A 23,581-nucleotide genomic window follows, 5' to 3' on the forward strand; every position below is an offset into this window, starting at 1 on the left:
TATTAGAATTGCTCTCCTTTACCAATATTTGGATTTAGTAAATTGTTAATATCAACGTTTTGTACTTGTCCGTTCATATCCAAGTCTGCTTTATTGTAACCAGAAACTCCTAATAACTGGATAATAGCATTTGTATCAATATTTTGAATTTGTCCGTTTTCATCGAAATCACCAGAAATCATTGCGAAAACACCATTACCCATATCAACCATAGCATTTGCTCCTCCAGAAATAGCAGTGCTACCTGAAGCGATATCAACAGTTGTTGTAGTAGTTGATAAACTCATAACAGATGATGTCATAATGCTTAAATGATTTCTATGTTTAATTACAATGTAGTAATCAGCAGGAGTTACATCGAATAAAAGTGGTGTAGTTAAATCATCAGTTGCTTCAACAATAGCACCATCACGTTGTAAAATTCCAGATTTTCCTGCTACGATAATATTAGAATCATTAGCATCTCTTAATTCTACCCAAATCCAATCTACCATAGAATTTGCTCCAGCATCGTTTAATTTTATAGCGTCAGAAATAGTAGCATTATCCAAATAAGGAGAAGTTGAGCCGTAAGTTCCTCCGCCAACTCTTAAATCATCTCGCATTAAACTTTCTTCTCCTAAATTCGGATTTATATATGCTCCTTGTAAATAAACGTTTATTGCTACTTGAATGTTTCCACAATTAGTATCACTATAACTAGTCCCGTTGTCTTTATCAAACCACCAAGTAGTACTATATGAAGCATCATCAACTAGAACACAGCTTAGTAAATTGCCTCTAAGATGAATATTCTCAATAGTAGTGTTGTTACCACTCTTAAGATTTAAATAGGTTAGTTTATTTCCAGATAAATTCAATTCTTTTAATGCAGTATTGCTTGATAAATCAAGAGTAGTTAAATCATTTCCTGCCATTCTTAATTCATATAACAAAATGTTCTTGCTAAGGTCGATAGTTGTAAGGCTATTGTTACCAATATGTGCTGTTTCAAGTAATGTATTATTTGATAGATCAAGAGTAGATATTCCTGCATTATATGAAAGACGTAGATCAACTAATGCTGTATTTTTAGAAAGATCTATTGATGTTAACGACATAGCATCTAATCTTAAATACTCTAAAAAAGTTAAGTTAGTAAGATCTATATTTGTAGCACTATTATTTCCAACATCTAAAGAAGTAAGTCCTACGAAATCTTCAATTCCTGTAAAATCTGTGATAGATAAATTAGTTACATTTAACGTTGTAATTTCTTCAATTAATATAGTTGGAACTTGTCCATCATTTGAAATATCATCATAACCTAAGCCTTCTAAGGCAGCTTCAAAATTAGTGTCTGGAATAGTAGTATAACGACAGTAACCATCGGTAAAACTTGTAGTACCATCAATATCTGTCCAATTTGTTGTACTGTATGTGGCATCGTCTACAATAATACAAGTTAAGTTAAGGTTGTCTTCAGCTCTAAAAGTAGTTACATTCGTATTGTTTCCGTTTTTCACATTTAAGTAACTTAAATTGGCATCATGTGCATATAAATTTTTCAAAATTATTTGCTTACTTAAATCTAAAGATGTTATACCTGTATCATTTACACGTAATGTTTCAATATTTGGATTATTACTCAAATCCAATTCGGTAATATTTGTGTTATCAACACGTAGTACTCGTAACACAGGATTATTAGAGAAATCAATAGTACTAATTTGTGTACCGTAGCATTCTACTGTTTCTAAATCAGGATGAACGCTGAAATCAAAAGAAGTAATATTCGTAGAATACCCCTTAAATTCGACCAATTTTGTATTCTGACTAATATTTAAACTTGTTAATCCACCATTACCATTAACTAATAATTTACGTAGTGAAGTGTTGTTAGTAAGATCTAATGTGGTTAAGTTACTCCCAGCTAAGTTTAAAATTTCTAAATCTGTATTTTTAGAAAGATCAATTGAATTGATAGAGTTACTATCAGCAGTTAATGTTTTTAGAAGTGTATTCTTAGTTACATCTATAGCTGTTAAGTGATTCAATCTACAGTTAAGAGATGTTAAAGCTATAAAATCTTCAATTCCTGTTAAATCATAGATTCCTTTATTAGGTAGTGCTAAACTTGTTACTACTTCAATTAAAGCTGTTGGTACTTGTCCGTCACCAGAAATATCGTCATAACCTAAAGCTTCTAACTCTGTTTCAAAATTAGCATCAGGAATTTGTGTGTAACGACAACCTGTACTACTAAAATTAGCGGTATCATCAACACCTAGCCAATTCGTTGTACTGTAAGTAACATCATCAACATTAATACAGGTTAAATTAGTATTTCCAGTTGCAATAAAATCAGTAACATTAGCATTGTTACCATTTTTTACATTTAAACTAGATAAATTGTTGTTGTTTACTGTAATTGAAACTAGTCCTGTCTGATTACTAAGATCTAAATCTGTAATTGAATTTTCTTGACACCAGAAAGATGTAAGTGCTGTGTTTTTAGTAACATCAATTGCTGTTAAACTATTACTACCACAACGTAAATCCAATAAAGCAGTGTTTAAAGAAACATCTAAACTTGTAAGATTATTGTTGTTACATTCTAAATATGTTAATGCTGTGTTTTTTGAAACATCTAATGTAGATAAATCATTAAAAGAACAAACTAGCATATCTAAATTCGCACTGTTACTTACGTTTAAGGTAGTAATAGGAGTGAACTTGGTAATTACTGAAGTTAAATTTGGATTGTTTGATAAATCTAAATTGGTAAACGAATTACTAGCACAATTCAATGTTTTTAAAGCAGTAAAACCTTCAATTCCCGTAATATCAGTAATAGATTTTGCAACGATTGTTAAATCTTCTACAGTTTCTATTAAAGGAGTTGGTACTTGTCCATCACCAGAAATATCATCATAACCTAATGATTCTAAAGTAGCTTCAAAATTTGCATCAGGAACAGCTGTATATCTACAATAGGTATCACTAAAACTTGTAGTGTCTTCTTTATCTGTCCAGTTTGTAGTACTATAAGATGCATCATCTACTAAAACACAGCTTAAACTTGGATTATTTTCTATTCTAAAATTTCCTACATTGGTATTATTTCCATTTTTTACATTTAAATACGTTAAATTAGTATCATGAGCATGCAACCCTCCTAATACATTATTGTTACTTAAGTCTAAACTAGTAATACCTGTATCATTCACACGTAACGATTCAAGTTTTGTATTATTAGTTAAATCTAATGATAAAAGATTCGTTTCATCAACACGCAATGATCTTAATTCAGCATTATTAGAAAGATCAATTGTAGTGATTGAAGTTCTATAAGCAGAAAGTATTCTAAGTTCTGTATGAATACTTAAATCTAAGGTTGATACACCAGAACTGTATGTGTATAATTCTCTTAATTCAAGATTTTTACTAAGATCTAAAGAAGTTAATCCTTTATTTCCTTGTACCCATAAATCTCTTAAATCTGGATTATTAGATAAGTCTAATGAAGTGATACCATTAGAACCTATATTTAAATTCCTTAACAAAATATTTTTAGAGACATCAATTGATGGTAAACTATTGCTATTGATATATAAGTGTTCCAATAAAACGTTTTGACTCATGTCCAATGTAGTAAAGTTGTTACCTCTTGCGTTCAACTTTACTAATGCAGTAAAATCTTCTATTCCTCTTAGATCGTTAATTCCAAGATCGTTTACAGTTAATGAAGTTACTGTTTCAATTAATGCAGTTGGTACTTGTCCGTCCCCAGAAATATCATCATATCCTAAAGCTTCTAATCTAGCTTCAAAAGTTGCGTCTGGAATAGAAGTATAACGACAATAGGTATCATTAAAACTAGCTGTTACATCAATGTTTGTCCAATTTGTTGTACTCCAAGTTGCATCATCTACTAAAATACAAGTCAGTGAAGAGTTTCCTGTAGCAATAAAATCAGAATTTGGCATGTTAGTATTGTTACCATTCTTAAGATTTAAATACGTAAGATTGTTGTTTTCACACTCTAATCGAACTAATGCTGGGTTGTTTGAAACATCTAATGAAGTAAAACTATTATCAGCAATTCTAAGTTGTGTTAAAGCTGACAAATTAGAAACATCTATTGAATTGAAGTTTACACGTTCAATTACAATTGTTTCTAAAAGAGGGTTTTGAGAAACATCTAATCCAGTTAAAGCGGTATCTTGAAAAAATAGACTTTTTACGTTTGGATTATTACTAATATCGATACTTGTTAAGTTTGAACAAGCTCTTAAATTAATGGTTTCTAAAAGAGGATTACTAGCTACGTTTACGGTAGTAAATAAATTATCTCTTAAGTTGATAAATGTTAAATCAGGATTCTGACTTAAATCAATTGTAGATAATTGATTATATCTTCCTTCAATACTAACTAATTTTGAGATTGAACCTAAATTTAAAGTTGTAATATTATTGTTGTCAAAATTTAAGTTCTGAAGATTAGCATTACTACTTAAATCTAAACTTGTTAATACATTCGTTTCTACATTCAAATCTGTAAGTGCAGTGAAATCCTGAATACCTGTTAAATCAGCAATATTTTGATTACTTACATCTAATGAGGTAACAACTTTAATCAATGTTGTTGGTACTTGTCCATCATTTGCAATATCATCATAACCTAAAGTATTTAATGCAGCTTCAAAATTAGCGTCTGTAACAGTAGTGTATTCGCAATAGGTTTCACTGAAAGTCATGCCAGAATCAATATTTGTCCAGTTTGTAGTACTATAATTTGAATCATCTACAATTACACAACTCAAGTTAGGAGTGTTATCTGCATGGAATTGGGTAACGTTGGTGTTGTTTCCATTTCTTACATTTAAATACTCAATATTCGTGTTATTTGCATAAACTTGAATAAGTTTAGATTGATTACTAAGATCTAAAGTTGTTAAGTTTGAATCACTAGCTCTAAGAGTTTTTAGATTTACATTATTAGTTAAATCAAGTACAGAAATTCCTGTATTGTTAATTCTAAGTTGCTCTAATAAAGTAAGGTTAGAAACATTAAGGCTAGTTAAATCATTATTATTATATACTTGAACATTTGTTAGAAGTGGATTGTTACTGAAGTCATAACTAGTAATATCTGTGTTGTAAGCATTTAATGAGTTTAAATTTGGATTATTACTAATATTTAAAACTGTAATATCATTATATAAAATATCTAATCGTTTTAACAAAGTATTATTAGAAACATCTATAGAAGTTAATTCATTAGCACCAATAATTAGCTTTTCTAATTTAGTGTTTTTTGATAAATCAATACTAGTGATATTATTGGCATTTGCTGTCAACTCTATCAATTCTGTATTTAAGTTAACATTAAGTGCTGTAAGATTATTTGATTGACAACTCAATGTTTCTAAAGCTGTAAAATCTTCAATACCTGTTAAATCCGAAATATTTTTATTTGCTACACTTAAGGAAGTTATGTTTTCAATAAAACTTGTTGGTACTTGCCCATCACCCGAAATATCATCATAACCTAAGCTTTCCAGTTCAGCTTCAAAATTTGCATCAGGAATAGTAGTGTAATCACAGTACAATTGATTAAACGATGATGCAACATCTATATCTGTCCAGTTTGAAGTACTATATGTTACGTCATCTACTAGAATACAAGGCACAGGTGAACCAGCAGTTTCAAATGTTATAATATTTGTATTTGCACCATTTTTAATGTTTAAACTTGTAAGTGTTGTAATATTTTCTGCAAGTAAATATTTTAAAGCTGTATTATTAGATAAATCTAATTCAATCAAATTGGTATTATCAATTTCTAAACCTGTCAGATTAATATTTGTACTTAAATCTAATGTTGTAATGTCAGAACCTTCTAAATCTAATGAAGTTAAGTTAGTATTTGCACTTGTATTTAATGTAGTAAGACTACAATCTGTACACATAAATTGAGTTAAAGCTGTGTTATTAGAAATATCAAGTGAAGTTCCAGAGTATTGTATTCTAAAATCTTCTAGTGCCAAGTTTTTACTAACATCTATGGAAGAAAAATTATTATTTCCTTGCCTGATCCAAAGTACTTTTAAAGCAGTATTATTAGTTAAGTTAATGCTTGTTAAATCATTTTGATTTGCTTTTAATTCTTCAAGTGCAGTAAAATCTTCAATACCAGTTAAATCTGTTACACCTTTACTACTAATATTTAATACGGTAAGTGTTTCAATTAAAGAAGTTGGTACTCGTCCGTCACCAGAAATATCATCGTATCCTTGAGATTCTAATACTGCTTCAAAAGCAGCATCAGGAATTGTTGTGTAGTTACAGTTAGTTTCACTAAATCGTGTAGTTGATTCAATATTAGTCCAGTTAGTTGTACTATAAGCTAAATCGTCTACAAGTACACATAGTATAGGTGTACCTATAATATCAAAAGCGCTAATATTTGTGTTGTTTCCGTTTTTAATATTCAGCGTTGTTAGTGTTGTAATATCTTGCGCATACAAATATTTAAATGAAGTATTCTTTGATAAATCTAATGCTACTAAATTTGTGTTTTCTAGTTCTAGAATTTCTAAGTTAGTATTAGTGCTTAGATCAAGTGTAGTAACTGGTGTATCTTCAAGATCTAAATGTCGAAGGTTTGGATTACCACTAGTATTTAAAGTTGTAAATGTACAGTCTACACAAGCAAAGCGATCTAAGGCAGTAAGATTAGAAATATCGATAGCACTAGTTAAAGATCGAATTTGAAGATCTTCTAATACTGGATTATTACTTACGTCAATAGAACCAAGAGAAGAACTACTTGTCATTTGAAACAATTTTAAAGCAGTGTTATTAGATAAGTCAACCGCAGTAATATTATTTCCGTTAGCTTTTAATTCTTCTAATGCTACAAAATCTTCTATTCCAGTTAAATCTGTAATACCTTGTCCAGCTAATTGTAATTCAGTTACTACTTCAATTAAAGGAGTTGGAACCTGTCCATCACCCGAAATATCATCATATCCTAGTGCTTCTAATCGAGCTTCAAAATTAGCATCTGGTATAGCTGTATAAGTTGCTTGATTTATAGTTACTGTTCCTAAATCTAACTCACAAGAACCATTATTAAATCTTGCTTTTAAATCATAAGAACCTACACCTAAATTGGTGATATCAGCTGTTCCTAAATCATCGTTAAATGTGTAAGGATAGGTTACACCGCCATCTACACTAAATTGAATTTCTGCTCTAGTAGCTTCATCAGAAAAATTAAGTGTTATAGTTGCATTATTTTGACCTATAAAAGCATCAGTAGATTTTGTAATTGAAGCCGTAGGTGTAACTGAACTTGCCAAAGGAACAAAGTGAATTGCTCCCGAATTTGAAGGTGAATCATCTTCGTTTTGACCTACAAGTAAATATGGGTATGAAACTGCGACGGCTCTATTTGCGAATTCATCCCATCCACTACCAGATGTTAACTTGGTTAATTGAGTCCAATTATTGGTTCCATCATCTTTGAAAATATATACTGTATCTCCGTTAGTTGTTCCGTCTCCCCAAGTACCCACATATAAAAATCCATTTTCTATGGCTACATCCGTTCCAAGACGTTGATCAGTAAAACTATCTTTATCTGTATTTTGAATCATTACTCTGTTTGAATCTGAATAATCTCCATTAACATCGGCTTTGTATACATATACTCTTCCTTGATCTGCTTCGCTTGTAGAACTAGTTTCATAATTCATAGCACCAACGACTAAATAATTGTCTTCTACATCAATACTCCACCCAAAAGATTCAGTTGTTAATGTACCTCTTAAACGATTTGTACGTGACCAAGATCCATCATTAGCTTGATCCCATACTTGAACAGATCCTGCTGAAGTATTCCCTACAGAAGAATAATCATAAGGACCACTTACATAGGCACGACCGTTTTTAATTAACACATCATGACCAAAACGAGCACCAGAATAATTGGATTGCACTTGAGGTTCTAGCTTGGTTTCTGTATATGTAAATGATCCTGTTCCATCATTTTCATATAAATAGGCACAACCTCCCACAGAGCCATTTCTAGCACCAATTAAAATAAAATTTCCTTCTATAGAAGCCGATACTCCAAAACGATCATCAGAACTTCCATCACTAGGTTCGAAAACAGCTACTTGAGTCCAAGTACTTGAACCGTTGTATTCAAATAAATAAGCTACTCCAGTATCTACTGCAGAGGAGTTTATTTGAGAGCTAGCTCCAACAACTAAGTAATTACCCTGTAAAGCGATACTTGATCCAAAATTATCACCTGCAAAGCCATCACTAGCTGTTAATATAGTTTGTTGTGACCAATTTCCTGAACCATCATTAATATATATATATACTTTTCCTGCTGCTTCACCATTACTTCGAGATACAGTAACAGCAATATTACCATCTATGACAACTCGCTCTCCAAATCTATGATTTGAAGTAGCATCACTTGCTTTAATTTTTGTACCACCAACTTCGGTTGTGGTAAATGTCCCTGTTAATTTAGTTTCGTCTAGAGTACAAGAGTTTTGACTATACGCTAAAAACGAAAATAAGGTAAGTACTAAAAGTATTTTTTTCTTCATCTTTATTTAAAGAGATTTACATTAAACACAATGCAATACTATTTTATTTTTGAGCCAGTGCAAAGAAATGAAAGGGTGCAAATAAGGGTGCAAAAAACAACTTCTCTTATTTTATAAGGGTTGTAGCATTATTTTTTTGCAACCTCAAATGGAGTTTAAAATGTTAAAAAGAAGAGTTTTTAAGCTTTAAAGAGATCGAATATAATCATCAAGAGAATCTTCAGCAGTTAGTTTTAGTTTCTTTTTTAATCTAAATCGAGTTGATTTTATAGCGTCAAGACTTGTTTTTCTTAGGTTGGAAATCTCTTTTCGAGAAAGACCAATTTTAATAAAAGAACAAACCTCAATATCTGTTTTGGTAAGATTAGGATGTAGATTTTTTAAATTCTTCAAAAATTCATAATTCAAAGATTCAATGTTTTGCTTTAGAACGACAATTTTAGCATCTTCTAATTTGTCAGCTTTTAAATCTGCAATGATACTTTTTAAAGAAACACCTTCTTCTTCATGTGAAAGCTTTGATAAATTTTCGGCAAGTTTCTCTTTAGATCGAAGATGAATAATTGTTTCGGTTAACAACTCATTTACTTCTTCTTTCTTAGTAGTAACTTCTGTATTTAGTTCATCGATTTGATTAGAGAGAAGGTCTTGTTTAATTTTATTTTTTCTTTTAATTTTTAAGTATAGCAAATAGCCTAGATATAAAACTAGCAAACCAATTATTAATGTAATAATCAAGCTAGCTAAATACAATTGTTTTTGTATTTCTTCTTTTTCTAGTTGTAATTCTATTCTTCTCCTTTCTTCTGCATTAACTATACTATCTGTTATTCGTGCTTTTTCAAAAGAATGCGTCATTTCAATTTCTTTAAATCTTTTCGCATTGTTTACAATATTGATATCCTTTTGAATTTTATTATAAGTCTTTAAATCGTTAAAAGCTAAGTCTAACTTACCTGAAGATTTGTATATTTCTCCTCTTAACTTGTACACATCATAAATACGACTAATCATATTTATTTTGTTTCCTACTTTTATGGCTTCATTTGCGTAAAACAAAGCTTTATCATTATCATGTAATTGAAAATACGTTTCAGCAAGATTTCTATTCGTAATCGTTTGTGATAAATACTTGTTAACACTTTTCGTGTATTCTAAAAAGTTGAGTTGTAAAGGAAGTGCTTCTTTATATCTTTTTTGATTTAATAATAAACTTGCTTTATTACCATATACACCTTGTAAAACATCATAAGCTTCAGCTAATTTTGAATGATAAATTCCTTTGTCAAAAGCATAAAAAGCAGAATCTATCTGATCCATTTCTGCATAACATTTTGCAATGTTGCTGTAGTTAAGACCTAATAATCTGTGTTTTTTATTGTTCGTATTTGTTTTAATAGCCTTTTTAAAGTTAACAATTGCTTTGTCGCACTCATTTTTAAACTTATAAAGCATAGCTATGTTTCCATAATTTACACCTAGATATATGGAATCATTTGTTTCAATAATAATTTTTTGAGCAGCCAAATAATCTTTTAAAGCTCCTGAATAATCTAAAGATCTTCGTTTATACACTCCAGATTGAATCAGTAATGTTTTGTGGTGTTTTATATTATCATAACTGTTTTTCTTAAGAATCTCTCTAACCTGTTGATGATAGGTTGGAAGTTTATCGGTATTTCTACTCTTTTGATATGTGCCTAAATCTAAAAGATGTTGCACTTTTAAAGAATCATTAGGTGCATTATCAATTTTACTATGAAAGTTTATTACAATAGAATCTTTTTTCTGAGAAAAGGAACTCAGAAACAAGAAGAAAAATAATATACTTAGGTTACGCATTTAATTTTTAAAATTAGATAGATTTTATATAATCGTCAAGAGAGTCTTCTGATGTAAGGTTTAGTTTCTTTTTTAACCTAAATCTTGTCGATTTTATAGCATCAAGACTCGTTTTTCTTAGGTTAGAGATTTCTTTTCGAGAAAGTCCAATTTTTATAAACGAACACACTTCAATATCTGTTTTAGTTAGATTAGGATGTATGTTTTTTAAGTTCTTTAAAAATTCATAATTCAAAGACTCAATATTTTGCTTTAGAAATACAATTTTAGAATCTTCTAATTTGTCGGCTTTTAAATCTGCAATAATACTTTTTAAAGAAACACCTTCTTCTTCATGAGAAAGCTTTGATAAATTTTCGGCAAGCTTTTCTTTAGATCGAAGATGAATAATGGTTTCAGTTAACAATTCATTTACTTCTTCTTTTTTAGTAGTTACTTCTGTATTTAAATCAACAATTTCTCTAGCTAATGCTCTACGTTTACGTTTGGCTTTTCTCCAAAGCACATAAAAAATCATGAAGGCTATTAAAAGTGCGATCAGTAAAAGTGCTACAGTTACACGTCTTTTATATTTTTCAATTTCTTTATCTTTTTCTAAAAGTTCGATTTCAGTCTTTCTTTTAAAGATCTCCTGATCTTTTCGTTCAGTTTCAAACTTAGATTGATAATATAAAAAGGTGTTGTCTTTAATTAATTTATTGTCAGCTTCTTCTAATTCTAAATAGGTGTTTAAATGTTCAAAAGCTTTTTTATACTGACCCGTAGCTCCGTATACTTTGGCAATTTCTTTTTCTGCCTTTTTTACTTTTTCTTCTTGTCCATTTTGTCCTTTAAGTGCTAGAACTTTTTTAAATGCATTTTCTGCCTTAGCATAATCTTTTTTTCGAACATATACTTTCCCTTGATACTCATAATTCATTCTTTGAAAGAAATCAGGAGCACTTGTTTTTTTAACCCAACCTTTGGCTTCTTCTAGATATTTTTCAGCTAGAGTAATATTATTTAAATCTAAATTATAGTCTACTTTTAAATTAGCTAAGAATAATTGAGATAAAACCTTCTGCTGTTTGTTCGTTATACTATCAGAATAAATTGTTGTTGAATCTATGTATTTTTTTACGTCATCATAATTTTTAGCTTTTTGACTGATTTTTGCTAAATTTCCATAGGCATAATATAAAGATGGATAATCTTTAATTTCTTTAGCATTAGCCAAAACTCGTTTACGTTCAGCAATAGCCTTTTCAAGAAAACCGTTTTGAGAGTAAATACCAGCTAATTCTGATAATGTAAAGTTTTTATAAAAGTTATCTTTTAATTCATCATATAACTTATATGCACTTTCGTAATAGGTAACAGCATTTAAAAAATCATTTAGGTCATTATAAACTTGTGCAGCAAATAAACGAGCATCAGCTGCATTAATTAAGCCTTTATTTTCTTTAATAAAAATATCGCCAGAACGATTATAATCTGTTATTGCTTTTTCATATTGATCTGTATTGTAATAATAACTAGCTCTTTTAAGTAATATGTGGGCTTCTGTAGTTGGATCTTTATAAAGAGGTAAATATTCTAACATTTGATCTACATAGTATTTTGTAGAATCTAGCTGAGAAATACTAGTAAAATGTTCTATTAAAAAACGAGATTTGTTACCTAATTTATCATATTCTTTAAGCTCTTTAGCTAAAGCAAGATATTGCTTTAAAAATTTAACTTTCCTTTCAGATTCTTCCCGAATCGTTTTTTTGGTAATATCATTTAGAATTTCAAGCTGAGTCTTTTTATCTGTAGTATTTTGTAATTTCACCGATAATTCTTCTACGGAATCTTGAGAGAAAATATGAGTAGTAAAAACTAAAAAGAAGATTGATAGTAAAACTTGTTTATTCATTTATCAATTATTAAAAATTAAAATGACTTTTTTCTATTTCTTTTTTTAGCTCATATTGTACAGCAATATTAATATAATTTATATCTAAAATCAAACTGTTATACGGTTAATATTTAAGGTTTAATTTCTTAAAATCGATAATAGAATATATAGTTAAATCATGTATCTATTTTAAAGTTAGGCAATAATATTTTAATTTAATAGTAGTTGCTTGTTTTTTAGAAATTGAAATTGTCCGTTTTTTGTCCGGGTTAATTTTTATGATGAAAAAGAATTTCTTAATTTCTTTGTGCTAAACAAAATTTTGTTGCAACAAATTTTGAGGGAAAAATATAAACAACTACTATTAAATTATCAAAAATGTTATTTGCTACTAAAAAACAGAAGAGATACAAAGTTAGAAGAACTAAAATTAAATTTTTAATACTACCAATTTTATACAAAGGAAGGTTTTTGTGGTTATCAAGAGTAAAACTAGAAGAAGCTTTTAATGGCTATAAAATGATGATTATTGGAATAGAAAGAATTTAAGCATACTTACAAATTTAGGAAAGGGGATTACCTAAATTAAATGTGCCGAATAAGATTTCATTATAATTTATAATAAAACTTATTTGGCACTACTTTTTATATTTAAATTTGAATGGATGAAAAGTTTATTAACTACATTCTTTATTTTTTTATAATTTCCTTATTGGCACAATCTTTAGATACTAAGTTTGCTAACTTACAAACTAAAATTAGTGAGCTAAATAACAATGAAAAAAAGGTAGCATTTATGCTAAATTTAGCAGAATATGAATACAATTTTTCTCTGTCGAAGCAAATAGTGAATAATGCAATTGAAATTATCAACTCAGATAAAGATGTTTCAGAAAATGTTTATATTATAATAGCAAGAAAGTTTTTTAGGAGCTTTTGATGTTTAGATTTATAAGTGAAATAATAAAAAGCACAAATCATCACTATTAGATTTGTGCTTTTTGGATTTAGGGGATCCATTCGAGAAATTGATCTTCAATTGGCTCTTTTAATATCTTCTTATCTTTTTTATAATCGTGTAAAACGCGCCAAGGAAGTTGTTTTCCTTGTCTAGGTAATACTTTGTTTCCTCGTTTTACATAACCAGAGTTTAAAGAATCTAGAACACTTTCATCAGAATTACTAGTACTTGAGGTTCTAGGAATTACAATTCTGGCATTTCTAGATTTTAATTCATTTAAAAGTCTAGCTACATAATTTGCAGCAATATTTATTTTTAAAGTCCAAGAAGCGTTAGTATAACCAAATAAGTAAGCAAAATTCGGGGTGTCTTGTGCTAACACACTTTTGTACGTCATCTTTTCATTTAATTGAAACGGCTTTCCATCAACATGAAGTTTCATACCACCAAGAACTTGTAGTTTTAATCCAGTAGCGGTAACAATAATATCAGCATCTAAATGTTTCCCCGATTTTAATAGAATTCCATTTTCCGTAAAACAATCAATATGATCGGTTACTACAGAGGCTTTTCCACTTTTTATAGCTTCAAATAAATCATTATCAGGAACAGCGGCTAAACGTTGATCCCATGGATTATAATTAGGAGTAAAGTGCTGCATATCATAATCAGATCCTAATTGTTTTTTAATTTTTGAAATCAAGAATTTTTGAATTCGTTTCGGATATTTTTTACTCAATTTAAAAACCAGTTGCTGTAATAAAACATTCCTTGAACGCGCAATTTTGTAAACAGTTTTCTCAGGTAAAAATTTTCGTAATCTTACAGCTAATTTATCAACAGAAGGAACACTGTAAACATAAGTTGGAGATCGCTGTAGCATGGTAATATGAGAAGTTTTGTTGGCCATAGAAGGAACAATAGTTATAGCAGTTGCTCCACTACCAATAACAACAACTTTCTTTCCATCATAATTTAAATCTTTAGGCCAATGTTGCGGATGAACAATAGTACCTTTAAAAGTATTATAGCCTTTAAATTCTGGTAAATAACCGCTATCATGATTGTAATATCCAGATGCAGCAATTAAAAAGTTACAGGTATAGACTAACTGTTCTCCTGCTTTTAAATTATCTACAGTTATTTCCCATAAAGCATTTTGGGTATTCCATTTTGCAGCAATTACTTTAGATTCATAAACAATTTTTTCTTCTACATTAAATTCTTTAGCGGTATCAATAAGATATTGTTTTATAGAAGGACCGTCAGCTAATATTTTATTACCATTCCAAGGTCTAAAATCAAAACCAAAGGTTAACATATCAGAATCAGATCGTATTCCTGGATAATTAAATAAATCCCATGTTCCACCAATTGCGCTTCTTCGCTCTAAAACTGCATAATTAGGATTTTTAATTTCTCGTTCTAATTGACAAGCCATTCCAATCCCAGAAACTCCAGCTCCAATAATAATTACGTCAAAATTTTTAACCATAATGATAGTTGATATCTTATTGTTTCTTACAAATTTTGCTTTTTTAAATTAAATTGACTTGACATATTCGGACATTTTAGTAAATTGATGTTATGGAAGTAATGGTAAGATCAAGTGGTTTACAAGGAATTATAACTTTATTAGAATCGTTTTCAATAGATGCAATAGCATTAAGTGAAAGAAATGGAGTAAAGAAAAGTGAGTTAATGAGTTCAGATAGTTTAATTCCATTAAAATCGGTTACAGCCATTCTAGAAGAAAGCGCTCAAATAACAAAATGTGATTTTTTTGGTTTAGAATTATCTAAGTTTCAAGATATAGAAGTGCTTGGTCCAATTGCTATGGTTATTAAAAATGCAAAAACCATTCGAGATGCATTAAGACTAGCAACAAAGTACATGCATATTCATAGCCCGGGAATTGTTTTAACAGTTTTTGAGCAAAGTTCTTATATATCTGGAGCAGTAGAATTATCATTAAGCGTAGATTCAGAATCACAATCGGAGTGTAAGCAATGTTTAGAATTATGTTTGGCAGACTTACATAAAATTTTAAAGTTTATTATTGGTGAAAGTTATCACCCAATTGCAGTAGCATTTACTCATAGTAAGCTTTCTAATAAATATAGAACTGTATTTGGATCCAAGATAATATTCAATCATTTTCGAACAGGTATTCATTTATCACCAGAAATTTTGGATACTCCAATTAAATTGAGAAGTGAAGCTTATTTAAAAATTGCTGAAGATTATATTAAAAATAATTATCAACTTAAGAATGATGAAATTGATGTTAAGGTTGAAAAGATGTTATATAGTTTTTTAGGAACAGAACAAGCTGGTAAGGAACATATTTGTGAAGCGCTAGCGATTCATCCGAGAACATTACAACGAAAACTAGCTAAAAAAGGGACTAAATTTGAAGAGATAAAAGAACAAGTTAGAAAGAAAGTGCTTTTTGGTTATTTGACGAAAACAAACACAGAGTTACAAAAACTAACAGAAATTATAGGCTTTTCAGAATTGTCTAGCATGTCTAGAGCATGTAAAAAATGGTTTGAAAAATCGCCAAGTGAACTAAGACAAGCTTATACAATAGAATAAAATGTAAAAAGCTGACACTTTTTAATATCAGCTTTTATTTATAACCAGTTTTTTAGAAATAGATTCTAAATACAGCTCGGCGTAATACCTAAAGAGAAACGCTGAATTACTTGTTCTAAAATAACTTCAAGTTCTTCTGGTGTCGATCCTGTTGTTTCAGGTATTACAATTCCTCCGTCATCTAATGGTTTTCGTTCTGCTTTGTAGATTAAGTCTAAAGGACGAACACTGTTGTATAGATTTAATACAGAAACTCCTAATTGTGCTTTAAAGTTACATAATGGGAACTCTAAATTCTGCTAATGGTTGGGGAACTATAATGCAGTGTTTGGAGTAACCAGCTTCCAAGATGTTCGATATAGACTAACAAATAATACAGTAACCTTAGAAAGTTTGGTAAGAAAAAATGTAGCGATAACTAATGGAGACATTATTATGACTTTGCCTGTTGGTTATAGACCTGTTAAAACAAGAATTTTCTCTGTTCAAACAGAAAATGGAGCAATAAGAGTCGATGTTAATCCATCAGGAACAGTGGTTGTTGCAAGTAGATTTAGTGTAAATCAGAATTGGGTTTCTCTGGACGGAATTAGATTTAGCATAGATTAATCAACATATTAGTATTTTTACAACACATTAAAAGAAAAGTATGAAACAAAAATTATTCTCAATTTTTACTTTAATTACGGTGGCAATTAATGCTCAGTCTCTAGAAAGATTTGTAGTAGCTTCTTCAGGCGGTTCATCATCTAATGGAACTTTTCAGATGGATTTCACAGTTGGTCAACCAGTAGGAAAGATAATAGAAAACTCAAATACAATAATAACACAAGGATTTCAACAATCTAGAATAAGTAGTGTACCTACGGTAGAATTATCTGCAAGTTCTGATGGAACAACAGTAATTACAACAATAGGATATCGTAACACAGCTACTTTAGGGTTAGATCCTGGTTTCGATGTGGGTAACTTTGGAGGTGCTAGTTTTGATGTATATACGCATTTAGTTGACGGTTCTTCTACAAATGATTTTACATATCAATCTTTACCTGATTCAAATTATGAAACTATGGTTGTTCCTATAGGGTTACAAGCAAATTCAGGAAAAGAAGTTGAGTTTTCTGCGAACAATTCAAATTTACCAGCAGGATTACAGGTAGTTATTGAAGATAGAACATTAAATATTTTTACAATTTTAGATGGAGTATCTACTTATACAGTGCAATTAACGAGTAATGAAAGTGGAATAGGTAGATTTTACTTACATACAAGACCAGAAGAGGTTTGGGATGGAAGTGCAGGTTCTGTTTGGACTGAATCTACTAATTGGAGTACAGATATTACACCATTAATAACAAGTAATGTAAGAATACCTAATATAATAAACAGTCCTGTTATTACTGGCATTGTAGTCGAAGCGAATAATGTAACAGTTGAGAATGCTTCTAGATTAGATATTAATGCTGATGGAGGAATTACAATTAATGGAAATTTCGACAATAGTGGAGCTGTTACAATAGCATCGTCTGCTACATCAAGCGGAACTTTTATTGTAAAAGGAACAGCTTCTGGATCAGTAACTTTTGAGCGTACAGGTTTACAAGCTAACAAATGGAGTTTAATCACAGCTCCAGTATCTGGTCAGAGTGTCAAAGAATTTGTGGAAAATGCAAGTAACAATATTCGAGTAAATTCTACAGTAACTCCAAATCGTTATGCTGTTGCATATTACGATGACACAAGAGCTGCTGGTTCTAAATGGGTATATTATACAACGGATGATTTAGCTTCTAATACAATTACATTTCAAAAAGGACAAAGTTATATCGTTTCAAGAGGAACAGATGGAACTGTAAGTTTTACGGGTACAATAAATTCTACAGATGAAACAATTATTGTGAATGCAGACCAATGGAATGCTGTTGGAAATCCATACACAGCATATTTACCAGTTAACAATAATACTGATGTAAACTTTATTCAAGAGAACTTAAGTAAGTTCGATCCTGTAAATGTTGGAGTATATGTTTGGGATAACACTCAGAATAAATATGTAGCAAAAGGATTAATAGATGCTGCTACTTCTTTAACAGTCGGACAAGGATTTTTTATGAAAACTAAATCAGGAGAAACATCAATTACTTTTAAAGAAAGTCAACGTTTACATGATGCTTCTGAAGTACAGGTTTTTTCAAGAGGAACAGAAACTCATATGATAACAGTTTCAGCGAGACAGAATGATGTTAAGGTTGATACTAAAATTAGATTTTCAAATACATTTACAAAAGGTTTAGATCCTGGATATGATTTAGGAAACTTTGCTAGTGCTAATTTTGATGTGTTTACGCACTTATTAAAAGATTCGGAAGGAAAAGATTTTACAATTCAATCGTTACCAGAATCAGAAATATCAACAGCAATTATTCCTTTGGGAATAACTTCTAAAGCAAATCAAATTGTTAAAATTTCTGCTAAGTCAACAAACTTGCCAGTAAATTCTGGAGTGTATTTAGAAGATAAAGAAACAGGAGAATTTATAGCGTTACATAATGGAGAAGAATATTCGTTTAAAACCTCAGAAAAGTTAAACGGAATTGGTCGTTTTTATATTCATACAGCAGAAAGAGTTTTAACTGTTGAAGATGAATTAGTAAATAATGAAACTATCAATATTTTTAAATCAGGAAAACAAGAAATTACAATTGCAGGTATAACTACTAAAAAACCAGTAAAAATTCAGTTATTTTCAATCTTAGGCAGTGAAGTATATAGTGAAACTATGCAAGGAAATAACACTATAACTATTACTCCGAATATTGTAAAAACTGGAGTTTATATTGTTAGAGTAGGAGTGAATGGAAAACAAGTAAATAAGAAAATAATTTTTGAATAAATTATTGACAACAAATAAGAAATGATTAATAAGATATCGACGAAAACATATGTAAATCCTTTTAGTGGTGAAAATTTTTACATGATAGAAATAGATGGTAAATCTTTAGAAGATATTATCTTATAAAATCGTCCAGATATAAAAAAAGGCATTGTTCCTACATTTCTGAATTGGCTCACTAATGAAGATGAAAGAAAAATAGTATGGGAAAGAGCAATTCCAAAAATTGGAGAAAAATTGAAACTACCAATATTAATGTGTTCAGATGATATAGATTTATGGTGCACGTTAATTATGGTAGAAGTTGAAACTGATAAAGAATATGTGTATTGGAATAAATTTGGTCTTGAAGATTCTGATGCTATAAAACCAGAAGAAATAGGCAAAAGCGTAGAATGGTTTACAGGAATAAATAGCATGAGGTTTGATAAAAATGAATATTTAAATCTTTTGAACCAATATAGATTAAGGTTAAGTGAAGGTCAAGAATACTTACCAAAAGAAAATGAAATAGTAGAGATTTATAGGCTCTAAAACAAAAAATCCCACAGATGATGTGGGATTTTTCTTTCTTATAAAGAATAAACTGTTTAAGTATCTTCTTTGTAGTTATTGAATTGTATAATTTGTTCTTTCAAACTGACTCAAACGGAAATAACCTAAAACTTCTTCATTAGGATCATTAATATTAACACAATTTCCTTTTAACTGCGCAGGAGTAGTTTGAAATGGTCCACCGCCACCTTGAGTTCCCGATAGCTGTATCAATTGTTCAATATAAAAATAGAAGTCTTCTGAAATACCAAATACTTTAATGTCGATTTCTGTTCCAGGAACATTTTTCTCATCAAAATGTAAAACAAAAGCCTCATTACCATTTACAAATTCATCTCTTACAGAAGCTAGAGAAGGAACAGCTAAATTTTCTTGAATAAATTCTCCTAAATAATAATTTACTTCATCTGCAGGGTCATCAAAAAGTACACGAACTCTAAATTCATCTTCATTAAAACCGTCTTCTTGAGTAACTCTATTAATTTCAGTAAAACCTACTAATGTCTCTGAGGCAGCATACGTTTCTCCGTTATAAACAATATTTAAATTATAAACAGCTCCGATTTCAGGAACAAAATTAGTAGTTGCATATTCACCATTATTCTGATCAGCAAAAATAAATTGAGTACCGTCATTTTCTTTTGTAACAGTAACTGTTGCACCAGTTACAGGAACATTAGGATTGTTATCGAAAAATGCTGTAGAAGTACTTAATTTAATAGTTTGTTCGTTTCCAAGAGTTCCTTTTTCCCAATTAATAGAAGCTTCAACCACTAAACGATCACCACCATTAGGAACATCAACATCAACTACATCAGTACAAGATGAAAAAATAGTACTGATTGTGATAAACAGGATATAAATTGATTTTTTCATGTTTTTAGAATTTAAAATTATAAGTTACTGAAGGAGTAATTCCGAAAATTGAAGTACGTTCTGCTTCATTAGCTCCTGTTTGATTATTTACACCAAAACTAATAGATGCCGCATTTCTTCTAGAGTACAAATTGTAAATACCAAATACCCATTCCGATTGCCACTTTCTATTTTTATTATTTCTTGGTTTTAATGTTGCAGAAACATCTAAACGATTGTAAGATGGTAATCGATCAGCATTTCTGGTAGAATACGTAGGAATAGATAAACCATTATATTGAAATTGTCCGTTCGGATATGTTACAGGACGACCAGTTTGGAAAACAAAATTCGCATTAAAAGTCCATTTATCATTGTATTTATAATTTCCAGTAACCGATAAATCATGTGTTCTATCGAAAGGAGTATTGTACCAATCACCATTATTTAACCCAGGACCACCAGCTCGACCTCCTAAAGTTCTTTGTTCAGATTTAGAAAGAGTATAAGCTATCCAACCAGTAAAATCTCCTTTGTTTTTTCTTAATAAAAATTCTAATCCATAAGCTCTTGCACTACCATTTAAGATTTCTCTTTCTATTGTATTCTGTGCAATTAGTTCAGCTCCATTAATATAATCTACTCGATTTTTTACAGTTTTGTAATACGTTTCTGTTTCGATAGAATACGTATTGTTGTTAAAGTTTCTGAAATAACCAATAGCATACTGATCTGCAATTTGTGGTTTTAAAAACTCTCCACTTGGAGCCCAAATATCTAAAGGAGTAGCAGAGGTTGTATTGGATATTAAATGTAAGTACTGAGCCATTCTGTTATAACTAGTCTTAATAGATGATTTCTCATTTAATTGATACGATAAAGCAAATCTTGGTTCAAAATTCCCGAAACTTGCAATACTTTCTTTGTCTCCGTAAGTTATTTGTCCTGTTGGATTAGCACGTTCATAAATTCCAAATGAAGCATTATAAATTACAGGTAAATCATTGGCATAAGTATTTAAAACCTGACTTCCAAATCTATTGAAATAGCTATAGCGTAATCCATACATTGCTGTTAAGTTCTTAGATATTTTGTGTTCTAAACTTGCGTAAATACCTGTTTCTACAGCAAATTTCTTATCTAAGAAATCTTCATTAATTGAAGACTGAGGAGTAAGCTTACGAATTTCACCAGGATTAAATTTGTAGTAAATTCCACTAACACCAAAATCAAATTTTAATTTATCATTCAGGTAATAATCGATGTCGTATTTTAAGTTGTAATTATCTATTCTAGATAACCAATCTAAGCCAACAAATTCAAGTTGTAAATCGTAATTGTATCGACTGTAAATAGCAGATAAATTAGAGAATAACTTATCACTAAAAATATGATTCCATCTTAAGTTTGCTGATAAATTTCCATAAGAATTAAAGAAAGAATTTTGAAAAGTTACATCGTCATTTCCAAAGTAAGCCGAGAAAAATAAACGGTTTTTGTCATTAAGTTGGTAGTTCGTTTTTAAGTTTAAATCGTAAAACCCAACTCTATTTTCATTATTTGCTAAAGCAAGAAAAATATTAGCATAAGAAGCTCGACCAGCAACTAAGAAAGATCCTTTATCACCAAATAACGGAGCTTCTGCAGTTAATCTACTCGATATTAAACCGATTCCACCTGTAAGTTTAAATTCTTTATTATTTCCATCTTTTTGACGAACATCTAAAACCGAAGAAACACGTCCACCAAATTTAGCAGGAATTCCTCCTTTATAAAGTTTTACATCTTTAATAGCATCGTTATTAAAAACAGAAAAGAATCCGAATAAGTGAGAAGCATTGTATATAATGGCTTCATCTAAAAGAATTAAATTTTGATCTTCAGCACCACCACGAACATTAAATCCAGAAGCACCTTCACCGGCATTAGTTACACCTGGTAATAATTGAATAGATTTAATTACGTCAACTTCACCTAAAACAACAGGGATTTGTTTAATGGTTTGTGAGCTAATTTTAGTTGTACTCATTTGTGGACTACGAAGATTTACTTTCTTACTTTCTTCAGCACTAATTACAACTTCATCTAAAACGTTGGCATCTTCACTTAAATCTGCATTAAATTTTATGTTATTGTCAAGTACTATTTCTTTTTCAATCGGTTGATAACCGATATAAGAAACACTTAATGTGTAATTTCCTTTTGGTGCGGTTAGAGAATAAAAACCATATTCGTTAGTTGTTGTTCCTAAACTCGTTCCTTTTAAAAATACGGTTGCACCAAATAAGGTTTCTCCGTTAGCTTTGTCTTTTAATGTTCCACTGATTGTAAATTTACTTTGGGAAATTCCCAAAAGTGGAATTAAAAACAATATGATAATTGCATAAATTCTCATAGTTTATTACTGCTTTTTGTATGTGTTACTCTTAACTTTTTTAGTTAAAATTTTAATGGTAGTTTCTTAATTTCAAATAAAAACCTTTTTATAATGAGTGAATTAAGGTTGTTTAATGATTTTATGAGAAAACTTAAACAAAATTAGATGTTTAGTTTTTAGTATCAAAAGATGAAAGCTAAATTTTATATTAAAAAAATGTGAATATTGTATATATAATGGTTTTTTGAAATGAAGAATTATTATTCAATTTTAAAAAAGTAGAATAGTTATCTTACTTTTACTTAAAATAACAAAGCATTGTCAGAGCTATTACAACAGAACTACGGTTTTTTATTCCAAGAAGAACTTCTTAAAGAACTACAAGAAGTAGGAGTTTACAAGAAAATTGATGCAAATTCAACAATTATTGATATAGATAATTATATTACTTCTATGCCTTTGGTATTAAGTGGTGCCATTAAAATTATGAGAGAAGATAATGATGGTGATGAGTTGGTATTGTATTATTTAGAAGTAGGAGATACTTGTGCTATGACTTTGTCTTGTTGTATGGGACAAGTTAAAAGTCAAATAAGAGCTGTGGCAGAAACTGATGTTGAGTTACTGATGATTCCAAAGAAAAAAATGGCGGAATGGTTAAGTAAATACCAATCATGGCAAGAGTTTGTTTTACAGAGTTATCATAATCGTATGGAAGAATTTATAGAAGCAGTAGATACAATAGCTTTTTTAAAGATGGATGAACGATTGTACAAATATTTAAAAGATAAAGCAATGGTGAATCATAGTGAGGTAATTCAAGTAACTCATCAACAAATAGCTAATGATTTACATACTTCTCGAGTTGTAATTTCTCGATTATTAAAAGGATTAGAGAAAGAAAATAAAATAGAATTACATAGAAATCATATTAAAATTCTTCAGTTATAAATGTAAAGTAACATAGGTTACATAACAGAAATATTCATCGTTGTATTTTTATATA

General features: G+C 29.8%; 13 protein-coding genes. 7 read left to right on the forward strand and 6 right to left on the reverse strand.

What is annotated here, in order from left to right:
* Nucleotides 1–2: 2 nt before the first annotated feature.
* The 3 genes from Q1A46_RS14795 to Q1A46_RS14805 all read right to left on the reverse strand — a co-directional run bounded on the left by Q1A46_RS14795 (nt 3) and on the right by Q1A46_RS14805 (nt 12,354).
* Nucleotides 3–8,615: a hypothetical protein gene (locus Q1A46_RS14795; protein ID WP_299680337.1), complete on the reverse strand. Its 8,613-nt coding sequence runs from the start codon at nt 8,613–8,615 to the stop codon at nt 3–5.
* A gap of 186 nt (nt 8,616–8,801) precedes the next feature.
* Nucleotides 8,802–10,457, reverse strand: coding sequence for a tetratricopeptide repeat protein (locus tag Q1A46_RS14800; protein ID WP_299680339.1), 1,656 nt, complete (start codon nt 10,455–10,457; stop codon nt 8,802–8,804).
* Nucleotides 10,458–10,470: 13 nt separating this feature from the next.
* The gene (locus Q1A46_RS14805; protein WP_299680341.1) at nt 10,471–12,354 is read right to left on the reverse strand and encodes a tetratricopeptide repeat protein; all 1,884 of its coding nucleotides are present in this window, start codon (nt 12,352–12,354) and stop codon (nt 10,471–10,473) included.
* A gap of 360 nt (nt 12,355–12,714) precedes the next feature.
* Here Q1A46_RS14805 and Q1A46_RS14810 point away from each other — a divergent pair, with 360 nt between their 5' ends.
* Nucleotides 12,715–12,885 carry a hypothetical protein gene (locus Q1A46_RS14810; protein WP_299680344.1) on the forward strand — a complete coding sequence of 57 codons (171 nt, stop codon included), beginning with the start codon at nt 12,715–12,717 and terminating at the stop codon, nt 12,883–12,885.
* Nucleotides 12,886–13,048: 163 nt separating this feature from the next.
* On the forward strand, nt 13,049–13,276 hold the full coding sequence (locus Q1A46_RS14815) for a hypothetical protein (protein ID WP_299680346.1): 228 nt from the start codon (nt 13,049–13,051) through the stop codon (nt 13,274–13,276).
* Between the two features lie 67 nt (nt 13,277–13,343).
* Here Q1A46_RS14815 and Q1A46_RS14820 read toward each other — a convergent pair whose 3' ends face one another.
* A complete protein-coding gene (locus Q1A46_RS14820; protein ID WP_299680349.1) occupies nt 13,344–14,792 on the reverse strand; it encodes an NAD(P)/FAD-dependent oxidoreductase in 1,449 nt (482 codons plus the stop codon).
* Nucleotides 14,793–14,884: 92 nt separating this feature from the next.
* On the opposite strand from Q1A46_RS14820, the gene Q1A46_RS14825 reads away from it, so the two are divergent.
* The 4 genes from Q1A46_RS14825 to Q1A46_RS14840 all read left to right on the forward strand — a co-directional run bounded on the left by Q1A46_RS14825 (nt 14,885) and on the right by Q1A46_RS14840 (nt 19,322).
* Nucleotides 14,885–15,895, forward strand: a complete 1,011-nt coding sequence (locus Q1A46_RS14825; RefSeq protein WP_299680352.1) for an AraC family transcriptional regulator — start codon at nt 14,885–14,887, stop codon at nt 15,893–15,895.
* A gap of 306 nt (nt 15,896–16,201) precedes the next feature.
* The gene (locus Q1A46_RS14830) at nt 16,202–16,504 is read left to right on the forward strand and encodes a hypothetical protein (RefSeq protein ID WP_299680355.1); all 303 of its coding nucleotides are present in this window, start codon (nt 16,202–16,204) and stop codon (nt 16,502–16,504) included.
* 40 nt (nt 16,505–16,544) lie between these two features.
* Nucleotides 16,545–18,788: a T9SS type A sorting domain-containing protein gene (locus Q1A46_RS14835; RefSeq protein WP_299680358.1), complete on the forward strand. Its 2,244-nt coding sequence runs from the start codon at nt 16,545–16,547 to the stop codon at nt 18,786–18,788.
* A 237-nt stretch (nt 18,789–19,025) separates the two neighbouring features.
* On the forward strand, nt 19,026–19,322 hold the full coding sequence (locus tag Q1A46_RS14840) for a hypothetical protein (RefSeq protein ID WP_299680361.1): 297 nt from the start codon (nt 19,026–19,028) through the stop codon (nt 19,320–19,322).
* Between the two features lie 75 nt (nt 19,323–19,397).
* Here the strand turns inward: Q1A46_RS14840 and Q1A46_RS14845 are convergent, their stop codons facing one another.
* Together Q1A46_RS14845 and Q1A46_RS14850 are read right to left on the reverse strand one after the other, a co-directional pair.
* Nucleotides 19,398–20,219: a DUF4249 domain-containing protein gene (locus Q1A46_RS14845; protein ID WP_299680365.1), complete on the reverse strand. Its 822-nt coding sequence runs from the start codon at nt 20,217–20,219 to the stop codon at nt 19,398–19,400.
* Nucleotides 20,220–20,223: 4 nt separating this feature from the next.
* Complete coding sequence (locus Q1A46_RS14850) at nt 20,224–22,593, reverse strand: TonB-dependent receptor (RefSeq protein ID WP_299680369.1); 2,370 nt, start codon at nt 22,591–22,593, stop codon at nt 20,224–20,226.
* Nucleotides 22,594–22,893: 300 nt separating this feature from the next.
* Here Q1A46_RS14850 and Q1A46_RS14855 point away from each other — a divergent pair, with 300 nt between their 5' ends.
* Nucleotides 22,894–23,526, forward strand: a complete 633-nt coding sequence (locus tag Q1A46_RS14855; RefSeq protein WP_299680372.1) for a Crp/Fnr family transcriptional regulator — start codon at nt 22,894–22,896, stop codon at nt 23,524–23,526.
* Nucleotides 23,527–23,581: the final 55 nt, after the last annotated feature.

The organism is uncultured Tenacibaculum sp., assembly GCF_947502995.1.
Classification (GTDB): Bacteria; Bacteroidota; Bacteroidia; order Flavobacteriales; family Flavobacteriaceae; genus Polaribacter.